We start from the raw sequence: 17,188 nt of genomic DNA on the forward strand, positions 1-17,188 counted from the left end.
GCACGGAGGCACCCTGTCGGGCGGATCCGCCGACCCTCTGGCAGGGCGGAGGAGGCCTCTCGCGGACTCTCGGCGGGGCGGGCCAGTCGGTAGGGTCGTCGCGTGAGTGATGAGACGAGCAGCTACGCCCGCGCCGGAGTCGACACCGCGGCGGGTGATCTCGCGGTCGAGCTGATGAAGTCGGCCGTGTCGGCGACGCACGACCGCCACGTGCTCGGCGGAGTCGGCGGGTTCGCCGGCCTCTACGACGTGTCGTTCCTCAAGGACTTCCGAGCGCCGCTGCTCGCGACCTCGACCGACGGAGTCGGCACGAAGGTCGCGCTCGCGCAGGCGATCGACAAGCACGACACGATCGGCCAGGACCTCGTGGGCATGGTCGTCGACGACATCGTCGTGGTCGGCGCCCGCCCCCTCTTCATGACCGACTACATCGCCTGCGGCAAGGTCGTCCCGGCGCGCATCGCCGACATCGTGGCCGGCATCGCGCGGGCCTGCTCGGCCACCGGCACGGCGCTCGTCGGCGGCGAGACGGCCGAGCACCCGGGGCTCCTCGAACCCGACGACTACGACGTGGCCGGAGCGGCGACCGGAGTGGTCGAGGCGGACGCGGTGCGCGGCGCCGACCGCGTGCAGGACGGCGACGTCGTCATCGCGATGGCCTCCTCCGGACTGCACTCGAACGGCTACTCGCTCGTGCGCCACATCCTCGCCGAGCGCGGCATCGGCTTCACCGACCGCTCGACCGAGCTCGGTGGAGTGGTGGGCGAGGTGCTGCTCGAGCCCACTCGCCTCTACACGCGGCCGCTGCTCGACGTCCTCGAGCACGAGACGCTCGGGTCGGCCGTGCACTCGATCAGCCACGTGACCGGAGGCGGCATCGCCGCGAACCTCGCTCGCGTGCTTCCGCGCGGTTCGTGGGTCGAGGTCGAGCGGTCGACCTGGAGCCCGTCGGACGTGTTCCGCGCGCTCGCCGGGATGTCGGGCGCGACGCTCGAGAGCACCGAGGGCACCTGGAACCTCGGCATCGGGATGTTCGCCGTGGTCGACGCGGAGGCGGCTCCGTCGGTCATCGCCTCGCTCGAGGCGTCGGGCGTGCCGTCGTGGATCGCGGGGCGCGTGTCGATGAGCACCCGTTCGTTCGAGGGCTTCGAGCAGGGCGCCAAGGGCGTCGACGGCGGCGCGGTGCGCCTGGTCGGGGCCTACGCGGGCTGACGCCGGGGCAGTTCTCGCTGGTCGAGTAGCCGCCGCAGGCGGCGTATCGAGACCGGCGTCTCCGGGAGGGTGGATCTCGAGACGCCCGCTAGGCGGGCTGCTCGATCAGCGAGGACGGGCGGGGCTCAGGCCGGGCGGTGGTGCTGCGAGCGGGCGTGGGCGCGCTCCCACGCGTGCTCGTGGCGGGTCAGCAGCCAGGAGCCCCAGGCGCAGAGGGCGAAGGCGGCGGCCGTCGCCAGCAGCACCGTGATCCAGGTCGGAGCGTCCCGGCTGACCAGGAGGTTCGCCGCCGCGATGAGGACGCCCAGGGCCGAGCCCGAGCTCGTGCCGAGCACGAACGCGGAGTCGCTGCGGTTCACGGCGCGGACGGACACCATGCCCGCCACGGCGCCGACGCCGCCGCAGAGGCCGATGCCCGCTCCCGAAAGGACGCCCATCAGCATCCCGAAGCTCACGAGCGCCGACGGGTCGAGCGGACCGGACGCGAGCGCGGCCGGCAGGTAGAGCACCAGGGCGACGGCGGCGCCGACAGCGCCTCCGACGAGGACCGCACCCACCAGGAGGGCGGCGGTGACGTAGCTGAGCCGTGCTACAGGGTGCACGGATCCTTCGGGTTCGAACATCGCGGCTCCATCGACGCGAGCGCGCGGACCGTTCCTCGCGCCGTCCTCGGACACTACGCCGGGCGGAGTCGGCGCGGAACGGGCTTGCGGCGGCGCGCGACCTCTAGCCGCAGGTGGTGAGCGAACGCACTGTGTAGTTCCGGGACGTGGATGTGAACGCTCCGCCCTCGATACAGCCGCTGCCGGAGGCGTAGTCGAGGACCGGAGACGGGCCGCGGGGTGCGGTGATCCCGATCGAGCGGTCGAGCATCGAGGTGAACGTGATCGGCTGCGACACCGTGCCCACTGCTGTGATCTGACCGCGGAACCCGACGCTTTGGCCGATCCTGACCACCACTCCCGGCTGCACGACCAGCGTGCCGTCGACGTGCCAGTACTCGGGCCAATCGGTGACCAGGTCGTAGACCCATCCCGCACCGAGGGTCAGGGAGTCGGTCGCGAGCGTGCCGTCGAGAAGCATGTGGGGATTGGTGATGCCGGGAGCGGTGTTGCCCGCGATCGCCGTGGTCGTCTCGAGAAGTGCCTCATGGATCTCGATCGGCGTGGTCGTGAGACCCGGGAGCCCGGTGAAGACGTTGTTCCGGACGATGACGGGGTGCTCCGGCGGCAACCAGTCGTCCATCCGGGGCGTTCGGGTCGGGACGGACACGTACACCCGCCCCCGGACGAACTCGTTGTCCTGCAGATCCACCGACGTCCCCCTGAGGAACACGCCACCCCAGATCTGCGAATGCGAGATCTTGATGTAGCTCTCGGACACCTTGCAGAAGACGCCGGTCTCCGCGTGCTTCACGACGAGGTACTCCGCATCCATCCGGCAATTCTCTGCTTCGTACGGGTACTCGTCGTAGATGTAGTGCTGCTCGAAGACGTCGATGCCCTTCCACGGAGTCGCGGTGGCGGGCAGGGCCGCCGACGGGCCGTCCGTGTCGCCGCCGACGGTGTCGTCGTGGATCGACGTGACGACCACGGGCGAGGTCGCGGTGCCGGTGGCCTTCAGTGGGAGATTCGCAGCGATGCCGTCGTAGACCTTGATGATCGTGCCCGCCTCGGCGGTCCACCTCACCGGCTCCTCCCCCTCGTCGGTCTCCTGGAGGTTGAGAGGGCGGGAGATCGTGTAGACCCGCGCTCCGCGGGGCGAGAGCACGTAGGGGGCGCTCTGCCCGATGGTCGAGAGCTCGAACACCTCCCGCGGCCGGATCGGCGTCGTCGCCGCGCTCTCCCGCACGACGGGGGTGTAGCCCGGCAGGGTCCCCGTCACACGGACGGTCACTCGCGTGCCCGACTGGGCGATGTCGGTCTTGAACGTCGGACCCACGGCCGCTGCGCCCTCGCGGTCCCTGATCGCGGTCCCGTTCGCGTACCACTGGTAGCTCAGACGAGTACCGGGGGTCCACGCTCCCGAGTTCGCCGTGAGGGTCGAGTACACGGTCGGCGTGCCCGAGACGGTGGGCGTCGGAGCCACGAGGACCTTCGGCGCCAGGGTGACGGACCGCGCGGTGGTCGGCCCGCTCCCGACCGCGTTCACCGGAGTGACCGTGAGGCTGTAGGTGCTGCCGGGAACCAGGCTGATGTGCGTCACCGACCGCTTCTCCGGACCGTAGAGGTGCGACCACGCGCCCTGACCGGTCGAGTCGACGCCGTCCCGGGTGAGCCGGTAACCGGTGATCGCCGAGCCGCCGGTCGTGGCCGGCGGCTGCCAGGAGATCGTCGCGGTCGCCGCCGCATCGTCGACGACGGCGACGACACTCGTCGCCGCGCCGGGAGGACCGGGCTTGATCGTGGCGGTCGGAGCGGAGGTCTTCGGGGTGGTCGTGTAGCCGGTCCGGCTGCCGCTGACGGTGACGGTGAGCGTCCGTCCGGAGTCGGCGGTGACGGCCTTGTAGGTGGCGGCGGTGGCGCCGGTGATCGCGGTTCCCGAGCGCTTCCACTGGTAGGCGTACGAGGTGGGCACGGGGTTCCAGGTGCCGGTCTTCGCGGTCAGCACGGAGCCGACTCTCGTGGTGCCCGTCACCGTCGGGGTCGGCGCCGTGGTGAAGGCGCGCGGGGTGGTGATCGTGGCGGTCGGAGCGGAGGTGCGGGGAGTGGTCGTGTAGCCGGTCCTGCTGCCGGTGACCGTGACGGTGAGCGTGCGTCCGGAGTCGGCGGTGACGGCCTTGTAGGTGGAGGCCGTCGCGCCGGTGATCGCTGTTCCGGAGCGCTTCCATTGGTAGGCGTACGAGGTGGGCACGGGGTTCCAGGTGCCGGTCTTCGCGGTCAGCACGGAGCCGACGGCGGCGGTTCCCGAGATCGTGGGCGTCGGCGCGGTCGTGAACGCGGTCGCGGCCGATGCCGGAGCTGCGGGGAGGAACGCCAGGAGCAGCGCGGCGACGACGATCACGGCGAGGCGCGCGAGGCGCGGAGTTCTGGGGGGCACGAGGAACCGATCGGTCGGGCGGCGGGAGCCGAGACGGTGCTCAGGGTTCCTAAGAGAGGAATTCGAGCGCTCGAGGGGCGGAGTCGCTCATTATCAGCACGGCATCGGAAGACGCACTATCCCCGGGGCGGGGACACAGGATCGGCGTCCTCCGCACGGGGGATCCGGTGGCCTGCCGGATCGGTGCGATAGGTATTTCCCCGTCCTGCACGAGTCGTTCGTGACAACCGGTCCGCGGCGGCGCTCAGAGCGGTTCCGGCGCCTGTCATCGCCGGCGCGGCCTGGAGAGACGTACCGTCCTGACAGCGCGACGCCGGCCGCACGAGCGGTCGGCCTTCTCGGACCGACGTCGATCGGCCTCCGCTGTCACGGTGGGAACGACATCGCGGAGAGCGCTCACAGAAACGGCCGAAAGGGGGGTCAATCGTCCTCGCTTCGCGCCGATAAGTTGTGCCTCGCGCGATCGGAACGCTCGCCTCTCTCCTCGAGGTCCGGACTCCGACATCCGCGTCCCCACCCTCTCGCCTCCCGCTGATCACCCGATCGCAGCGGACGGCGCTCACCCGATGACCCGACGGCGCGCAGAGATGCGCCGCTCGTCGCGCACGCCGATTTGGAGACGAACCCATGGAGCGAAAGCCCCTCATCCCGCGATGGCTCACCGCCGTCGCCGCCGCCGCCGCGCTCGCGCTGGCGGCGCCCTCCGCGGCGGTCGCCGCCGAGGTGGAGCCGACCACGCTCAGCACCGCCGCCGTCACGGCTCCGACCGAGGCGGCCACGTCGGCGGCCCGCGCCAGCACTCCGTGGGAGCCGCTGAACGTCTACTCCACGGCCGACGGCACGGCCCGGTCGGCGACGCTGTTCTGGGACGCGCCGGAGTACGACGGCGGATCCGCGATCACCGGCTACCGGGTCGCGCGCAACGGGACCGACGCCTCCGGCGCCGGACCGTGGTCGACCATCGTCTCGGCCTCCGCCCGGTCGCAGAAGTTCACCAATCTGCAGTCGGAGTCGAGCTACTGGCTCTCCGTCTCGGCGATCAACGCCTACGGAACGGGCTACGTCTCGGAGACGTGGATCTACATCCCGTACGTGAGCGCTCCGGGAACCCCGACGAACGTCACCGCGACCAAGGACGACGGCGCGCGCGCGGCCACCCTCACGTGGAGCCCTCCCTATGACGACGGCGGCGGAGCCATCACCGGCTACGAGGTCTCCCGCAACGGCGTCGACGCGTCGGGCAACGGACCGTGGTCGATCATCGTCTCGGCGTCCACCCGCTCGCGCACGTTCTCGAACCTCGCGCTCGGCTCCACCTACACGCTCTCGGTCCGCGCCATCAACTCGGCCGGCTCCAGCATCGCCTCCTCCAGCTCGGTCCGGATGGGGAGCGCCGCTCTCACGGCCGCCACCCCGACCATCACCGGCACCGCGAAGGTCGGAGCGACCCTCACCGCGAACCCGGGCGCCTGGGGTCCGGCTCCCGTCGCCTACGCGTACCAGTGGAAGGCCGACGGCACGGCGCTGAGCGGCGCCACCGCCTCCACCTACAAGCCGACCAGCGCGACGCTCGGGAAGCGGATCACCGTCACCGTCACCGGCAGCAAGACCGGCTACACCGCCTCGACCCGCACGTCCGCCGCGACCGCCGCGGTCGCCTCCGGCACCCTCACCGCCGTGAAGCCGACGATCACCGGCACCGCGAAGGTCGGCTCGACCCTCACCGCGAACCCCGGCGCCTGGGGTCCCGCTCCGGTCTCGCTCGTCTACCAGTGGATGTCGAACGGCACGGCCATCAGCGGCGCGACGGGATCGACGTACAAGCCCACGAGCGCCGTGCTCGGCAAGACGATCACCGTCACGGTCACCGGCAGCAAGACCGGCTACACCCGGGTGACCCGCACGTCCGATGCGTCGGCCGCGGTCGTCGCCGGCACGCTCGTCGCCCCGACGCCCACCGTCTCCGGCACCGCCAAGGTCGGGTTCACCCTCACGGCGAACCCCGGAGCCTGGGGTCCCGCTCCCGTCACCCTGACGTACCAGTGGAAGGCGAACGGTGTTGCGATCAGCGGAGCGACGTCGTCGACCTTCAAGCCGACCAGCAGCACCGTCGGCAAGAAGGTCACCGTCACCGTGACGGGCAAGAAGACCGCCTACACGACGGTCTCGCGCACCTCCGCGGCGACCGCCACCGTCGTCAAGTAGCCGCTCCGGGCCCGCGGTCCTCCTCCCTTCCCAGCGGAGGAGGACCGCGGGCCCGCGTGCGCCGCACGACCCCTCCCCGTTCCACTCCGATCTCGATGCGCCGGCCCTCGGGGTCGACGTGGAGGCACCCGTGCGCTCGCTCCCCTTCCTCCGCCGCGGACTCGCCGCGCTCGCCGCGGTCGTCCTCGTCGCGACTCTCGCTCCGGCCGCGCCGGGAGCCGTTCCCGCGAGCGCCGCCGTCCCGGCGAGCAGCGCCGTCGCCGCGAGCACCGCCGTCGCACAGGCCGCGGCCGTCTCCGCGAGCGCCGTGATCCCGGCGAAGTTCACCGACACCCTGGTCGCCGACGTCCCGTCTCCGACGGCGCTCGCCTTCGCCCTCGACGGGCGGGCGCTCGTCGCCTCCCGCGGCGGGCCCATCCGCATCGTCGAGAACGGGGTGCTGCTCGCCACCCCGGCGATCGACCTGCGCGCAAAGATCTGCGCCAACGGCGAGCGCGGCGTGCTCGGGCTCGCGGTCGACCCCGACCCCACGACCCGCGCGATCTTCGTCTTCTACACGGCACGCGGATCCGATGCGGCGTGCCCCACGAACGCGAACGGCACGAAGATGCCGACCGGAGCCCCGCGCAACCGCGTCTCGCGGTTCGTCCTCGGCGACGACGACCGGATCGACCCCGCCTCCGAGACGATCCTCCTCGACGGCATCTACTCCCCGGCCGGCTACCACAACGCCGGCGACCTCGCCGTCGGCAAGGACGGTCTGCTCTACGTCAGCATCGGCGACGGCGGCTGCGACTACCGCGGCGGCGTCGGCTCGACGGGCGGCAGCGGCTGCGGCGGCAAGAACGACGCGGCGCGCGACCGCAACATCCTGAACGGCAAGATCGCGCGGATCACCACGTCCGGCGGCGTTCCCGCGAGCAACCCGTTCCTCGGGACCGGGACCGCGTCGTGCCGCCTCGCCCCGGCCGCGAGCGGCACGGTCTGCCGCGAGATCTTCGCGCAGGGCCTGCGCAACCCGTTCCGCATGGCGTTCGACCCCAATGCGACCGGCACCGTGTTCCGCATCAACGACGTCGGCCAGGACGCGTGGGAGGAGATCGACGCCGGCATCAAGGGCGCCGACTACGGCTGGAACACCCGCGAGGGGCACTGCGCGCAGACCGGCTCGCCGACGAACTGCGGAGCGGCGAAGCCCGCCGCGTACACCGATCCCGTCTTCGACTACTCCCACGCCGACGGCTGCGCCTCGATCACCGGAGGCGCGTTCGTGCCGAACGGCGTCTGGCCCGCCGCGTACACGGGCGCGTACCTCTTCGGCGACTACGTCTGCGGCAAGATCCGGGCGCTCAGCCCGAGCGGCACCGCGACCGACCTCGTCAGCGGTCTCGGCACCAGCAGCGCCGTCGCCCTGGCGTTCGGCCCCTCGCGGGGCACGCAGGACCTCTTCTACACGACCTACGCGAACGGCGGCCAGCTGCGCCGGCTCGCCTACACCGGCACCGCGAACCGCGCACCGACCGCCGTCCTGACCGCCTCGCCGGCGTCCGGATCCGCGCCGCTCTCGGTGACGCTGAAGGGCGCGGGGAGCAGCGACCCGGACGGCGGCGCGCTCGCCTACCTCTGGTCGTTCGGCGACGGAACCGCCTCGAAGACCACGACGGCCTCCAGCTCCACCCACACCTACGCCCGGGGCGACTGGACGGCGACGCTGAGGGTCCGCGACTCCGCGGGCGCCCTGTCCGCTCCGGTGACGCAGCGGATCTCCTCCGGGAACCGCGCCCCGACCGTCTCGATCACGTCGCCGGCGGCCGGAGCGACCTTCACCTCGGGCACCACCTACCGGCTGCGGGCCACCGCGACGGACCCGGAGGACGGCACGCTGCCCGCGTCGTCGCTGTCGTGGACCGTGCAGCGCCGGCACGCCGAGCACACGCATCCGTTCTCCGGGCCCGTGACCGGGAACGACGTCCCGTTCACCGCGCCGGGCCCCGAGGATCTGGCGGCGGCCGGGAACAGCGATCTGCTCGTCACCGTGACGGCGACGGACTCGAAGGGCCTCGTGCAGACGTCGACCCGGGTGTTCGCGCCGAAGAAGGTGTCGGTCACGATCGCGACGAGCCCCGCCGGTCGCACCGTGCTCGTGAACGGCACGCCGTTCACCGGGCCCGCCACCGTCGTCTCGTGGGCGGGGTCGCCGCTCCAGCTCGAGGTGCCGGCCCAGTCGACCGCGTCGGGCACGCCGTACGTCTTCTCCCGCTGGTCGGACGGCGGCGCAGCGGCGCACAGCATCACGACACCGGGCGCGGCCACCACGTACACGGCGACGCTGCGGCCGGCCGTGCTCGCGGGCCCGCCGACCGCGGTCACCGCGACGGCCTCGGGATCGGGGACGGCCGTGCTGTCGTGGGCGCCGCCCTCGGGCGGGCCGGCCGTGACGGGGTACCGGGTGTCGCGCGACGGGGTCGACGGGAGCGGCGCGGGACCGTGGGCGGCGGTGATCGCCTCGACGAAGCGCTCGCAGACCTTCACGAACCTCGTCCCCGGGCGGACCTACCGGCTGTCGGTGCAGGCGGTCACGGCCGACGGCGCCGGGGCGACGGCCGGCGCGACGGTGCTCGCGAAGTAGCGGGCGTCAGCGGCGCAGCGTCTGCCGGGGCAGCTCGCCGAAGCGCTGCGCGTAGTGCTGGGCGAAGCGGCCGGCGCCGACGAAGCCCCAGCGGGCGGCGACGTCGCCGACGACGAGCTCGCCGGGGGAGGCGCTGCCCAGCTCGTCACGGGCGCGGTCGAGGCGCACTCCGCGCAGGTAGTGGCGCGGAGTGGTGCCGAAGGAGCGCTGGAAGGCGAGCTGCAGTCCGCGGATCGTGAGGCCGGCGGCCTCGGCGATGTCGGCCACTCCGAGGGGCAGATCGGCGTTCGCGTGCACGAACTCGACCGCGCGGCGCAGGCGCCGGGCGCTCACCGATGGCGGAGTGACGGGCATCGGCACGATCCGGTGGGCGAAGGTGCGCAGAGCGGCCTCGGCCGCGAACCTCGACGCGGAGTCGCGCTGCAGCTCGGAGGGGGCGGCTGAGACGGCGAGGGTGTCGCGGAGTCCGCGCACCGCGGCCCACCAGGGAGCCGGATCGCCCGCCACGGGAGAGAAGCGGATCGGGCCGGGCTCGCTGCCGTGCAGCTCTGCCGCGGCGCGCTCGAGGTAGGCGGCGTCGAAGTGGACGAGCGCATCGCGGTACTCGAGCGCCTCGAAGCCGAAGGGCCGCCCGGTCGGGAACATCGCGGGCCGCCCGACGACCAGTCGGTTCTCGTCGCGCCCGAGGTCGACGGACGCGCGGCCGGCGGTCAGCCACAGGACGACGTAGACGCCGGCCGGATCGACCGAGCCGCGCACGTGCCCGAGGAACGACGCGGAGTGGAGGCTGACCGGTCCGCCGCCCGTCGAGGCGTAGCGGTACTCGAACGGGGTCGTCGTGCGCTCGGCCCGGAAGCCGGAGCCGTTGTACCCGCGCTGGTAGAAGTCGCGGGCCTCGTCGAGATCGGCGCCGCGCCGCTCGCTGCGCCAGATCGGGAGGCGCGCCCCGCGAGAGCCGCCGGAGGGGGCGCTCGGAACGGCGACGGGACTCATCGATCCAGCGTGGCAGAGACCACCGACATCGACCGTCCGGAGCGAGTGTCGGCTCCGGAATCGGGGCGGATGTGCACCTCGGGAGCGGATCCCGGCGCCGATCCGCTCACGGGACCAGGCCGCGGTCCATCCAGAAGAGCCCGAGTGCCGCGACCGCGGCCGTCTCGATCATCGCGCCGCCGCGGATCAACTCGGCGACCTCGTGGTCCGCGAACCACCGCTGCACCATGTCGGACTCGGTGGCCTCACGGGCGTGCTCGCCGTGCTCGAGCTCCTCGGCGAGGAAGACGTCGACGGACTGGGCGACGAAGCCGTACGCCTCGCTCAACCGTCCGAGGTGCCGGAGCCGTCCCGCCCGCAGACCCGTCTCCTCGCGGAGCTCGGCGCGTGCCAGCGCGAGGGCGTCGCCGCCTGCGGAGCCGTGCGGCCAGCCGCCCGCCGGGAACTCCCAGGCGCGGCGACCGATCGGGTAGCGGAACTGCTCGACCAGCCAGAATCCGTCACCCTCGCGGGGGAGGACCAGGGCGTAGTCGTCGCGCTCGACGACCGAGTAGACGCCCGTGCTCCCGCCGGGCCAGAGCACCTCGTCCTCGCGGACGCGGATCCACGGCGTCTCGTAGGCGACGCGTGTGGACAGCTGCTCGACCACTCCGGAAACGACGTCGGGGCCGCCCGAACCGGACGACCCCGACGACGACGATGCGTCACGCACGCTTCTGGTGCTGCTCCTCGACGAAGTCGGTGTCGTCGCCGTCGTCCTCGGCGTCGATCCACTTCGAGTAGTCCGGCTCGTCCGGGTGGCTGAGCTCTCGCTCCAGCGCGCTGTAATCGACCGCCGGGCTGAACGACTTCAGCTCACGGGCGATCTTGGTGTTCTTCGCCTTCTGACGGCCGCGCCCCATGGGTGACCCCCTCACGATGACAGGCCAGACGGGCGATGAAGCCGGCTGGGGAAGTGGTTATCAACGACGTGGTTACGAACGATGAACTGAGAACAGTGAAATCTACCCGGTAGTTTAGCAGACGGGGCACACGCCACTCCGGGCCCTGGGCATCCGGATCGAGGCGGCCCCTCGACGACGGGGGGAGCAGCGTGGACCGTGCCTCCGCGCCGCGCTCCGTCGTGGTGATCGGCGCCGGTCAGGCCGGTCTCGCCGTGGCCTACTACCTGCGGCGTCTGGGGCTCGAATCCGGCCGTGACCTGGTGGTCCTCGACCGCGGGCCCGAGCCCGGAGGTGCGTGGCAGTTCCGCTGGGAGGCGCTGCGGCTGGGGTCGGCGCACCGCGTGCACGATCTGCCCGGCATGGACCGGATGGGCCTCTCGTTCTCGACCGCCGATCGGCGCCGTCCGGCGCGCGACGTGGTCACGGAGTACTACCGCGCCTACGAGCGGGCCTACGAGCTGCCCGTCCGGCGTCCCGAGGCGGTGCGGAGCGTCACGAGTACGATACCGGGCGACCGTTCCTCCGCTCTGGTGATCGAGACGGACCGCGCCGTCGAGCACGCCCGCCTCGTCGTGAACGCGACTGGGACCTGGGGCTCGCCGTTCGTGCCCTACTACCCGGGCCGCGACCGCTTCAGGGGCGTGCAGATCGACACCACGGAGTACGTGCGGGCCGAGGACTTCGCGGGCAAGCAGGTCGTCGTCGTGGGCGGCGGAACCTCGGCGATCGGCTTCCTGCTCGAGCTCGAGCGGGTCGCCCGCTCGGTCACCTGGGCGACGCGGCGCCCGGTCGAGTTCCGCGACGGCGAGCAGCTCGCCTTCGAGTCGGCGGTGGAGGCGGTGGCCGAGCAGGACCGCGCGGCGCGGGCCGGCCGTGCCCTGCCGAGCATCGTCGGCGGCACCGGTGTGCAGCGCACCCGGAGGGTCGTGGCCGGGATCGAGCGCGGGGTGCTCCGCGAGCGGGGCGTGTTCCGCTCGATCGAGGAGGACGGTGTGCGCTGGCCCGACGGGAGCTTCACGCGCGCCGACGCGATCATCTGGGCGACGGGATTCCGACCGGAGCTGCGCCACCTGGCGCCGCTCGGACTGCGCGAGCGCGAGGGCGGAGTCGCCGTCGCGAACGGCGCGTCCCTCACCGACCCGCGGGTGTTCTTCGCGGGCTACGGACCAACGGCCTCGACCATCGGAGCGAACCGTTCGGGGCGCACCATCGCGCGCGCGGTGGTGGCGCGGCTGCCCTGACGACGGCTGCCCTGACGGCCGAGGCTCAGACGCGCCCGTCCCAGTCCACCGGCACGACGGACCCGCGGTGGCGGATCCCGTCGACCCGGATCGGCCCGGCGAGGGCGGGCGAGAGCGGAGCGACGACGAGCGTCTCTCCGCCCGGCGCGAGCCCCAGCGCCGCCGACAGCACTGCCACCGCCGCGGCCGCCGACCAGGCCTGCGGACGGCAGGCGGCGGGGTAGGGCACCGGCGCGGGCGCCTCGGCGGTGGAATCGCCCGAGTGCAGCTCGGGCATCCGGTAGTCGAAGCCCTCGGCGGCGGCGAGCAGGCCTCGCGCGAGCGTCGTCGCCTCGGCCCCGAAGCCGTCGCGAGCCAGCCCCGTGACGGCGATGGCGGTGTCGTGGGCCCAGACCGTTCCTCCGTGGTACGACAGCGGCCAGTAGCCGTCGGAGTCGGTCGACATGGTGCGCAGCCCGTAGCCGGAGGAGAGCTCGGGCGAGACCAGCAGCTCGGCCACGCGCGCGGCGCGGTCGGGCGGCAGGATCCCGGTGCCCAGCAGGTGGCCGATGTTGCTCGTGACCGTGTCGACGGGGCGCTTGCGGGCATCGAGGGCGATCGCCGGGTAGCCGCCGTCGGCCGTGTCGATCCAGAACGACTCCGCGAACCGCTCCTTCAGGGCCGCCGCCCACTCGCGCCACGCGGCTCCGTCGCGGCCGAACCGCTCGAGCAGCGCCGCGCCTCCGATCGCCGCCTCGTAGGCGTAGGCCTGCACCTCGCAGAGCGCGATGGGGCCCTCGGCCAGGGTGCCGTCGCGCCACTGGATCGAGTCGCCCGAGTCCTTCCAGCCCTGGTTGGCGAGGCCGTGCCCGGTGGTGTCGACGTACTCGAGCAGGCCGTCGCCGTCGGAGTCGCCGTCGTCGCGGAGCCAGCGCAGCGCCGCCTCGAGCGCGGGCAGCAGGGCCTCGACCTCGGAGTCGGGGAGCCCCCAGCGCCAGGCGTCGTGCAGCAGGCAGACCCAGAGCGCCGTGGCGTCGACGGTGCCGAAGTAGAGAGGGGGGAGCGAGACGCCCTCGCCCGGGATCTCGAGGGTCGTCGAGCGCAGCTCGTGCATGATCTTGCCGGGCTGCTCGGCGGTGCCGGCCACGTGCTCGGTGCCCTGGAGCCCCGCGAGCACGCGCAGGGTCGAGCCGGCGATCCCGGTGCCCAGCGGGAGGAGCATCCGCGCCGCCCAGATCGAGTCGCGGCCGAAGAGGGTGAAGAACCAGGGGGCGCCGGCGGCCAGGAACGGCTCGTCCGGACGGTCGACGGTGACCATCCGCAGGGCGTCGAGGTCGTCGAGGGCGACGCGGCACCAGGACGCGAGGCGGGAGTCGCCCGCGTCGACCGTCGTGCCGCTCCACTCCGCGGGGCCGGGGGCTCCGGCGACGACCGCGGCGGAGTCCTCCATCGCGACGCTCCACCCGACCTCGACGGTGCCGCGGGCCGGGACCACGACGTCCCAGGAGAGCGTGGTGCTCGCTCCTGTCGCGATCGCGGCGCCCGGGGCGCGCACCTCGGCGCGGACGCTGCCCGAGGTCCACACGACGGAGCCGTCGCCCGCCTCGGTGCGCACCTCGGCGTCGTCGCGCAGCCCGGCCTTCACGACGTGCACGAGGGAGAAGTCGGGCTCGAGCGCGAGGTCGAGTCGCGTGGCGACCTCCTCGGCCAGGGCCGACTCGAGGCGGATGCTCTCGCGGAGCGATCCCGCCGAGACGGCGCGCGTGCGGACGACGCGGAACCGGGGATCCGCCGACGCGTCGTCGAGGCGGCGGGCCAGGCCGGTGAAGCGGGCGGAGGAGGCCCCGTCGCGTCCGGCCGCGATCGGCTCGAGGGGGAGCCCGCCGACGAGGAGGGACGCTACGGCGAGCACGCGGACGTCGCCGTGGTAGAGCCCGTGGATCGGCTGCGCACCGAGCTCGCCCGTCTCGTCGCACCACAGCTGCGAGGGGGCGCGGAGGAGGACGACGGCCTCGTGGAGGAGGGGCTGGAGGGGCGTGCTGCTGCGGTCGTCGCGCTCGGTCGTCACGGTCGACTCCTCACTGAATCGTCGGTGCGGGCCGCGTCGTGCAGCGCCTGCGGGATCGGGCCGTCGGTGGCTGCCGGTTGACAGCATCGCGGTCGGAGGTAATGTAGCACTCGTATTTGATCGATCAAATCGGCGCTCACCGCAGTGTTGGAACGATCGAACCGCACCCGGACCCGTCGAGGAGGACGCATGGCACTGCCGACCGTCGAAGACGTGGCCCGCGCCGCCGGAGTCTCGCGCCAGACCGTCTCGAACGTGCTCAACAGCCCGTCGATCGTGCGTCCGGCGACTCGCGAGCGGGTCGAGAAGGCCATCGCCGACCTCAAGTACCGCCCGCACGCCTCCGCCCGCCGCCTGCGCACCCGCAAATCGGGCACCATCGGCGTCCGGATGGACCGCGTGCTCGACGGCATCTCGGGCAGCCTGCTCGACCGGTTCCTCCACGCCGTGACCGAGCAGGCGGATGCGCGCGGCATGCGCATCCTCCTCTACACGGCGAGCACCCCCGAGGACGAGATCGCGCAGATCGGACGGCTCCGCGACGGAGCCGACGTGGACGCCTTCGTCCTCACCTCGACCTTCTACGGCGACCCGCGCACCGCGTGGCTCCGCGAGCAGGGCGTGCCCTTCGTGACGTTCGGCCGCCCCTGGGGGCTGGACGACCAGGGCGACCCGCAGCACCTCTGGGTCGACGTCGACGGCGCCTCCGGAGTCGCGCAGGCCAGCAGGCACCTCGCCGACGAGGGATGCGCGACCGTCGCGTTCTTCGGCTGGCCGAGCGGATCCGCGACCGGCGACGACCGCCGCAGCGGCTGGGAGCGGGTGATGGGGGAGCGGTTCCCCGGGGTCGCACTGCTGCGGGCCGAGGCGGAGGACGACGTGCAGCAGGCGCGGTCCGCCGCGATCGCGTTCCTCGAGGCGAACCCCGCGGTCGACGGTCTGGTCTGCGTCTCGGACTCCCTCGCGCTCGGCGCCTCGATGGCCGCCGTCGCCGTCGGCCGCCCCGACCTCTCGATCGTCGGCTTCGACAACACCCCGGTCGCCGCCGCCGTCGGCCTCTCGAGCGTCGAGCAGGACCTCGGCGCGGTCGCGGCCGGCGCCCTCGAGCTGCTCCTCGGCGAGCGCGGCGACGACATCGTGCACCGCGAGCTCGCCTCCGGAGAGGCCCACCGCCTCGTCGAGCCGCACCTCGTCGTGCGGACTCCCCTCCACCTCTGACTCCCACAGCCCCGAGCACCTCCCGGTGCACCTCCCGATCACGAAAGGTCAGGCCATGACATCCACCTCCACCGCGGCACGCTGGGGTGCCGCGATCCTCGCGAGCGGCCTCGCGGTCACTCTCGCCGCCTGCTCGAGCGGCGGCTCCTCCTCCGATTCCTCGTCCGACGCCGGACTCACGGTCATGATCGGCTCGTCCGGTGACGCCGAGACGACCGCGGTCACCGATGCGGTGAACGCCTGGGGCGAGGAGAACGGCACGACGGTCGAGGTCGTCGCCGCCAGCGACCTGACGCAGCAGCTCGGTCAGGGCTTCTCGGGCGGCAACCCGCCCGACCTCTTCTACATGAGCTGGGACCAGTTCCAGACGTACGCGAGCAACCGCTACCTCGAGCCGTACGCGCAGGACGCCGGCAACGCCGACGCGTTCTACCCGGCGCTGCGCGAGGCGTTCACCTACGACGACCAGTTCTACTGCGAGCCGAAGGACTTCTCGACGCTGGGTCTCGTCATCAACACCGACCTCTGGGCGGCCGCCGGTCTCACCGACGCCGACATCCCGACCGACTGGGCGGGACTCGAGTCTGCTGCGGCGAAGCTCACCGCGAGCGGAGTGACCGGACTCTCCTTCGGCGCCGAGTACGCGCGCATCGGCACCTTCATGAACCAGGCCGGCGGCTCGCTGCTGTCCGAGGACGGCGAGACCGTCACCGCGGACACTCCCGAGAACGTGGCCGGGCTCACCGAGGTGAAGAAGCTGCTGACCGACGGGACGCTGAAGTTCCCGGCCGACCTCGACTCCGGCTGGTCCGGGGAGGCGTTCGGCAAGGGCGCCGCCGCGATGGTCATCGAGGGCCCGTGGATCAACGGCGCGCTCGAGGCCGACTACCCCGACGTGAACTACACCGTCGCCGAGCTCCCCGCGGGCCCCGGCGGCAAGTCGACCTTCACCTTCAGCAACTGCTGGGGCATCCCGGTCGGCAGCGAGACGGCGGAGCAGGCGCAGTCGCTCGTCGAGTCCCTCACCGCCGACGAGCAGCAGCTCGCCTTCTCGGACGCGTTCGGAGTGATCCCCTCGACCGAGACGGGCGCCGCGGAGTACGCGACGAAGTACCCCGAGAACGCCGCCTTCGTGTCGGGCAACGACTACGCCGTCAGCCCGGTCGCCTTCGCGGGCGCCGCCACCGTGATCACCGACTTCAACTCGGCCCTCGAGGGCCTGGCGTCGGGCGACCCGGAGGCGATCCTCGCCGGCCTGCAGACGAACCTGCAGGACGCGCTCGACACCGCGAACGCGAAGTAGCCGCGCGCCGGAGGCGTCGGGACCCGACCCGCCGCCTCCGGACGCCTTGACGATCCGCAGGCCCCTCCGATCTGCAGGCCTCTGCACGATCTGCAGGCATTCGCACCGTCTGCAGGCACCTGTCCGATCTGAAGGCATCTGCACGATCTGCAGGCATTCGCACCGTCTGCAGGCATCTGCACGATCTGCAGGGGATCCGCGCGATTCCGACTCCTGCGAGCGGAGGAACGCGCTCTCCCGCGAGGATCCCCTGCAGATCGCACGTCGATCCCCTGCAGACGGCGCGAAGTCCTGCAGATCGGCACCCCTGCAGATCGAACCGTTACCTGCAGAGCAAACCCCGCGCCCCGCCCCAGC

General features: G+C 72.5%; 12 protein-coding genes. 6 read left to right on the forward strand and 6 right to left on the reverse strand.

Annotated features, from left to right (window positions below):
* The first annotated feature begins 102 nt into the window (after window positions 1-102).
* Entirely contained in the window at window positions 103-1,212 is a 1,110-nt protein-coding gene (gene purM / locus ASF48_RS07545) for a phosphoribosylformylglycinamidine cyclo-ligase (protein ID WP_055789240.1), read from the forward strand.
* 125 nt (window positions 1,213-1,337) lie between these two features.
* Here purM and ASF48_RS07550 read toward each other — a convergent pair whose 3' ends face one another.
* Both ASF48_RS07550 and ASF48_RS07555 read right to left on the reverse strand, forming a co-directional pair.
* Window positions 1,338-1,814, reverse strand: coding sequence for a hypothetical protein (locus tag ASF48_RS07550; protein WP_157603096.1), 477 nt, complete (start codon window positions 1,812-1,814; stop codon window positions 1,338-1,340).
* A 124-nt stretch (window positions 1,815-1,938) separates the two neighbouring features.
* Complete coding sequence (locus tag ASF48_RS07555; protein WP_055789246.1) at window positions 1,939-4,251, reverse strand: fibronectin type III domain-containing protein; 2,313 nt, start codon at window positions 4,249-4,251, stop codon at window positions 1,939-1,941.
* A gap of 627 nt (window positions 4,252-4,878) precedes the next feature.
* Between ASF48_RS07555 and ASF48_RS07560 the strand changes: the two genes are divergently transcribed.
* Both ASF48_RS07560 and ASF48_RS07565 read left to right on the forward strand, forming a co-directional pair.
* Entirely contained in the window at window positions 4,879-6,456 is a 1,578-nt protein-coding gene (locus ASF48_RS07560; protein ID WP_055789250.1) for a fibronectin type III domain-containing protein, read from the forward strand.
* A gap of 130 nt (window positions 6,457-6,586) precedes the next feature.
* The gene (locus ASF48_RS07565; protein ID WP_055789253.1) at window positions 6,587-9,085 is read left to right on the forward strand and encodes a PQQ-dependent sugar dehydrogenase; all 2,499 of its coding nucleotides are present in this window, start codon (window positions 6,587-6,589) and stop codon (window positions 9,083-9,085) included.
* A gap of 6 nt (window positions 9,086-9,091) precedes the next feature.
* Here the strand turns inward: ASF48_RS07565 and ASF48_RS07570 are convergent, their stop codons facing one another.
* From ASF48_RS07570 to ASF48_RS07580, 3 genes are all read right to left on the reverse strand, one after another.
* Window positions 9,092-10,078 carry an AraC family transcriptional regulator gene (locus ASF48_RS07570; RefSeq protein WP_055789256.1) on the reverse strand — a complete coding sequence of 329 codons (987 nt, stop codon included), beginning with the start codon at window positions 10,076-10,078 and terminating at the stop codon, window positions 9,092-9,094.
* Between the two features lie 106 nt (window positions 10,079-10,184).
* Entirely contained in the window at window positions 10,185-10,790 is a 606-nt protein-coding gene (locus tag ASF48_RS07575) for an NUDIX domain-containing protein (protein WP_200930994.1), read from the reverse strand.
* The gene (locus ASF48_RS07580) at window positions 10,783-10,980 is read right to left on the reverse strand and encodes a DUF3073 domain-containing protein (protein WP_055789263.1); all 198 of its coding nucleotides are present in this window, start codon (window positions 10,978-10,980) and stop codon (window positions 10,783-10,785) included. Before ASF48_RS07580 ends, ASF48_RS07575 begins: the two co-directional genes overlap by 8 nt.
* A gap of 191 nt (window positions 10,981-11,171) precedes the next feature.
* Here ASF48_RS07580 and ASF48_RS07585 point away from each other — a divergent pair, with 191 nt between their 5' ends.
* Complete coding sequence (locus tag ASF48_RS07585; protein ID WP_055789266.1) at window positions 11,172-12,263, forward strand: FAD-dependent oxidoreductase; 1,092 nt, start codon at window positions 11,172-11,174, stop codon at window positions 12,261-12,263.
* Window positions 12,264-12,288: 25 nt separating this feature from the next.
* Here the strand turns inward: ASF48_RS07585 and ASF48_RS07590 are convergent, their stop codons facing one another.
* Window positions 12,289-14,310: a glycogen debranching N-terminal domain-containing protein gene (locus tag ASF48_RS07590; protein ID WP_055789277.1), complete on the reverse strand. Its 2,022-nt coding sequence runs from the start codon at window positions 14,308-14,310 to the stop codon at window positions 12,289-12,291.
* A 189-nt stretch (window positions 14,311-14,499) separates the two neighbouring features.
* Between ASF48_RS07590 and ASF48_RS07595 the strand changes: the two genes are divergently transcribed.
* Both ASF48_RS07595 and ASF48_RS07600 read left to right on the forward strand, forming a co-directional pair.
* Complete coding sequence (locus ASF48_RS07595) at window positions 14,500-15,528, forward strand: LacI family DNA-binding transcriptional regulator (protein ID WP_055789281.1); 1,029 nt, start codon at window positions 14,500-14,502, stop codon at window positions 15,526-15,528.
* A gap of 55 nt (window positions 15,529-15,583) precedes the next feature.
* Entirely contained in the window at window positions 15,584-16,831 is a 1,248-nt protein-coding gene (locus ASF48_RS07600; protein ID WP_055789284.1) for a sugar ABC transporter substrate-binding protein, read from the forward strand.
* Window positions 16,832-17,188 lie beyond the last annotated feature (357 nt).

The organism is Rathayibacter sp. Leaf299 (assembly GCF_001423055.1).
In the GTDB taxonomy this organism is placed as follows: domain Bacteria; phylum Actinomycetota; class Actinomycetes; order Actinomycetales; family Microbacteriaceae; genus Rathayibacter; species Rathayibacter caricis.

Bases quoted from the DNA above. Each gene is read 5' to 3' on its own strand.
- ASF48_RS07560 (WP_055789250.1), top strand. From the start codon at position 4,879: ATGGAGCGAAAGCCCCTCATCCCGCGATGGCTCACCGCCGTCGCCGCC.
- ASF48_RS07570 (WP_055789256.1), bottom strand. From the start codon at position 10,078: ATGAGTCCCGTCGCCGTTCCGAGCGCCCCCTCCGGCGGCTCTCGCGGG.
- ASF48_RS07580 (WP_055789263.1), bottom strand. From the start codon at position 10,980: ATGGGGCGCGGCCGTCAGAAGGCGAAGAACACCAAGATCGCCCGTGAG.
- ASF48_RS07595 (WP_055789281.1), top strand. From the start codon at position 14,500: ATGGCACTGCCGACCGTCGAAGACGTGGCCCGCGCCGCCGGAGTCTCG.
- ASF48_RS07600 (WP_055789284.1), top strand. From the start codon at position 15,584: ATGACATCCACCTCCACCGCGGCACGCTGGGGTGCCGCGATCCTCGCG.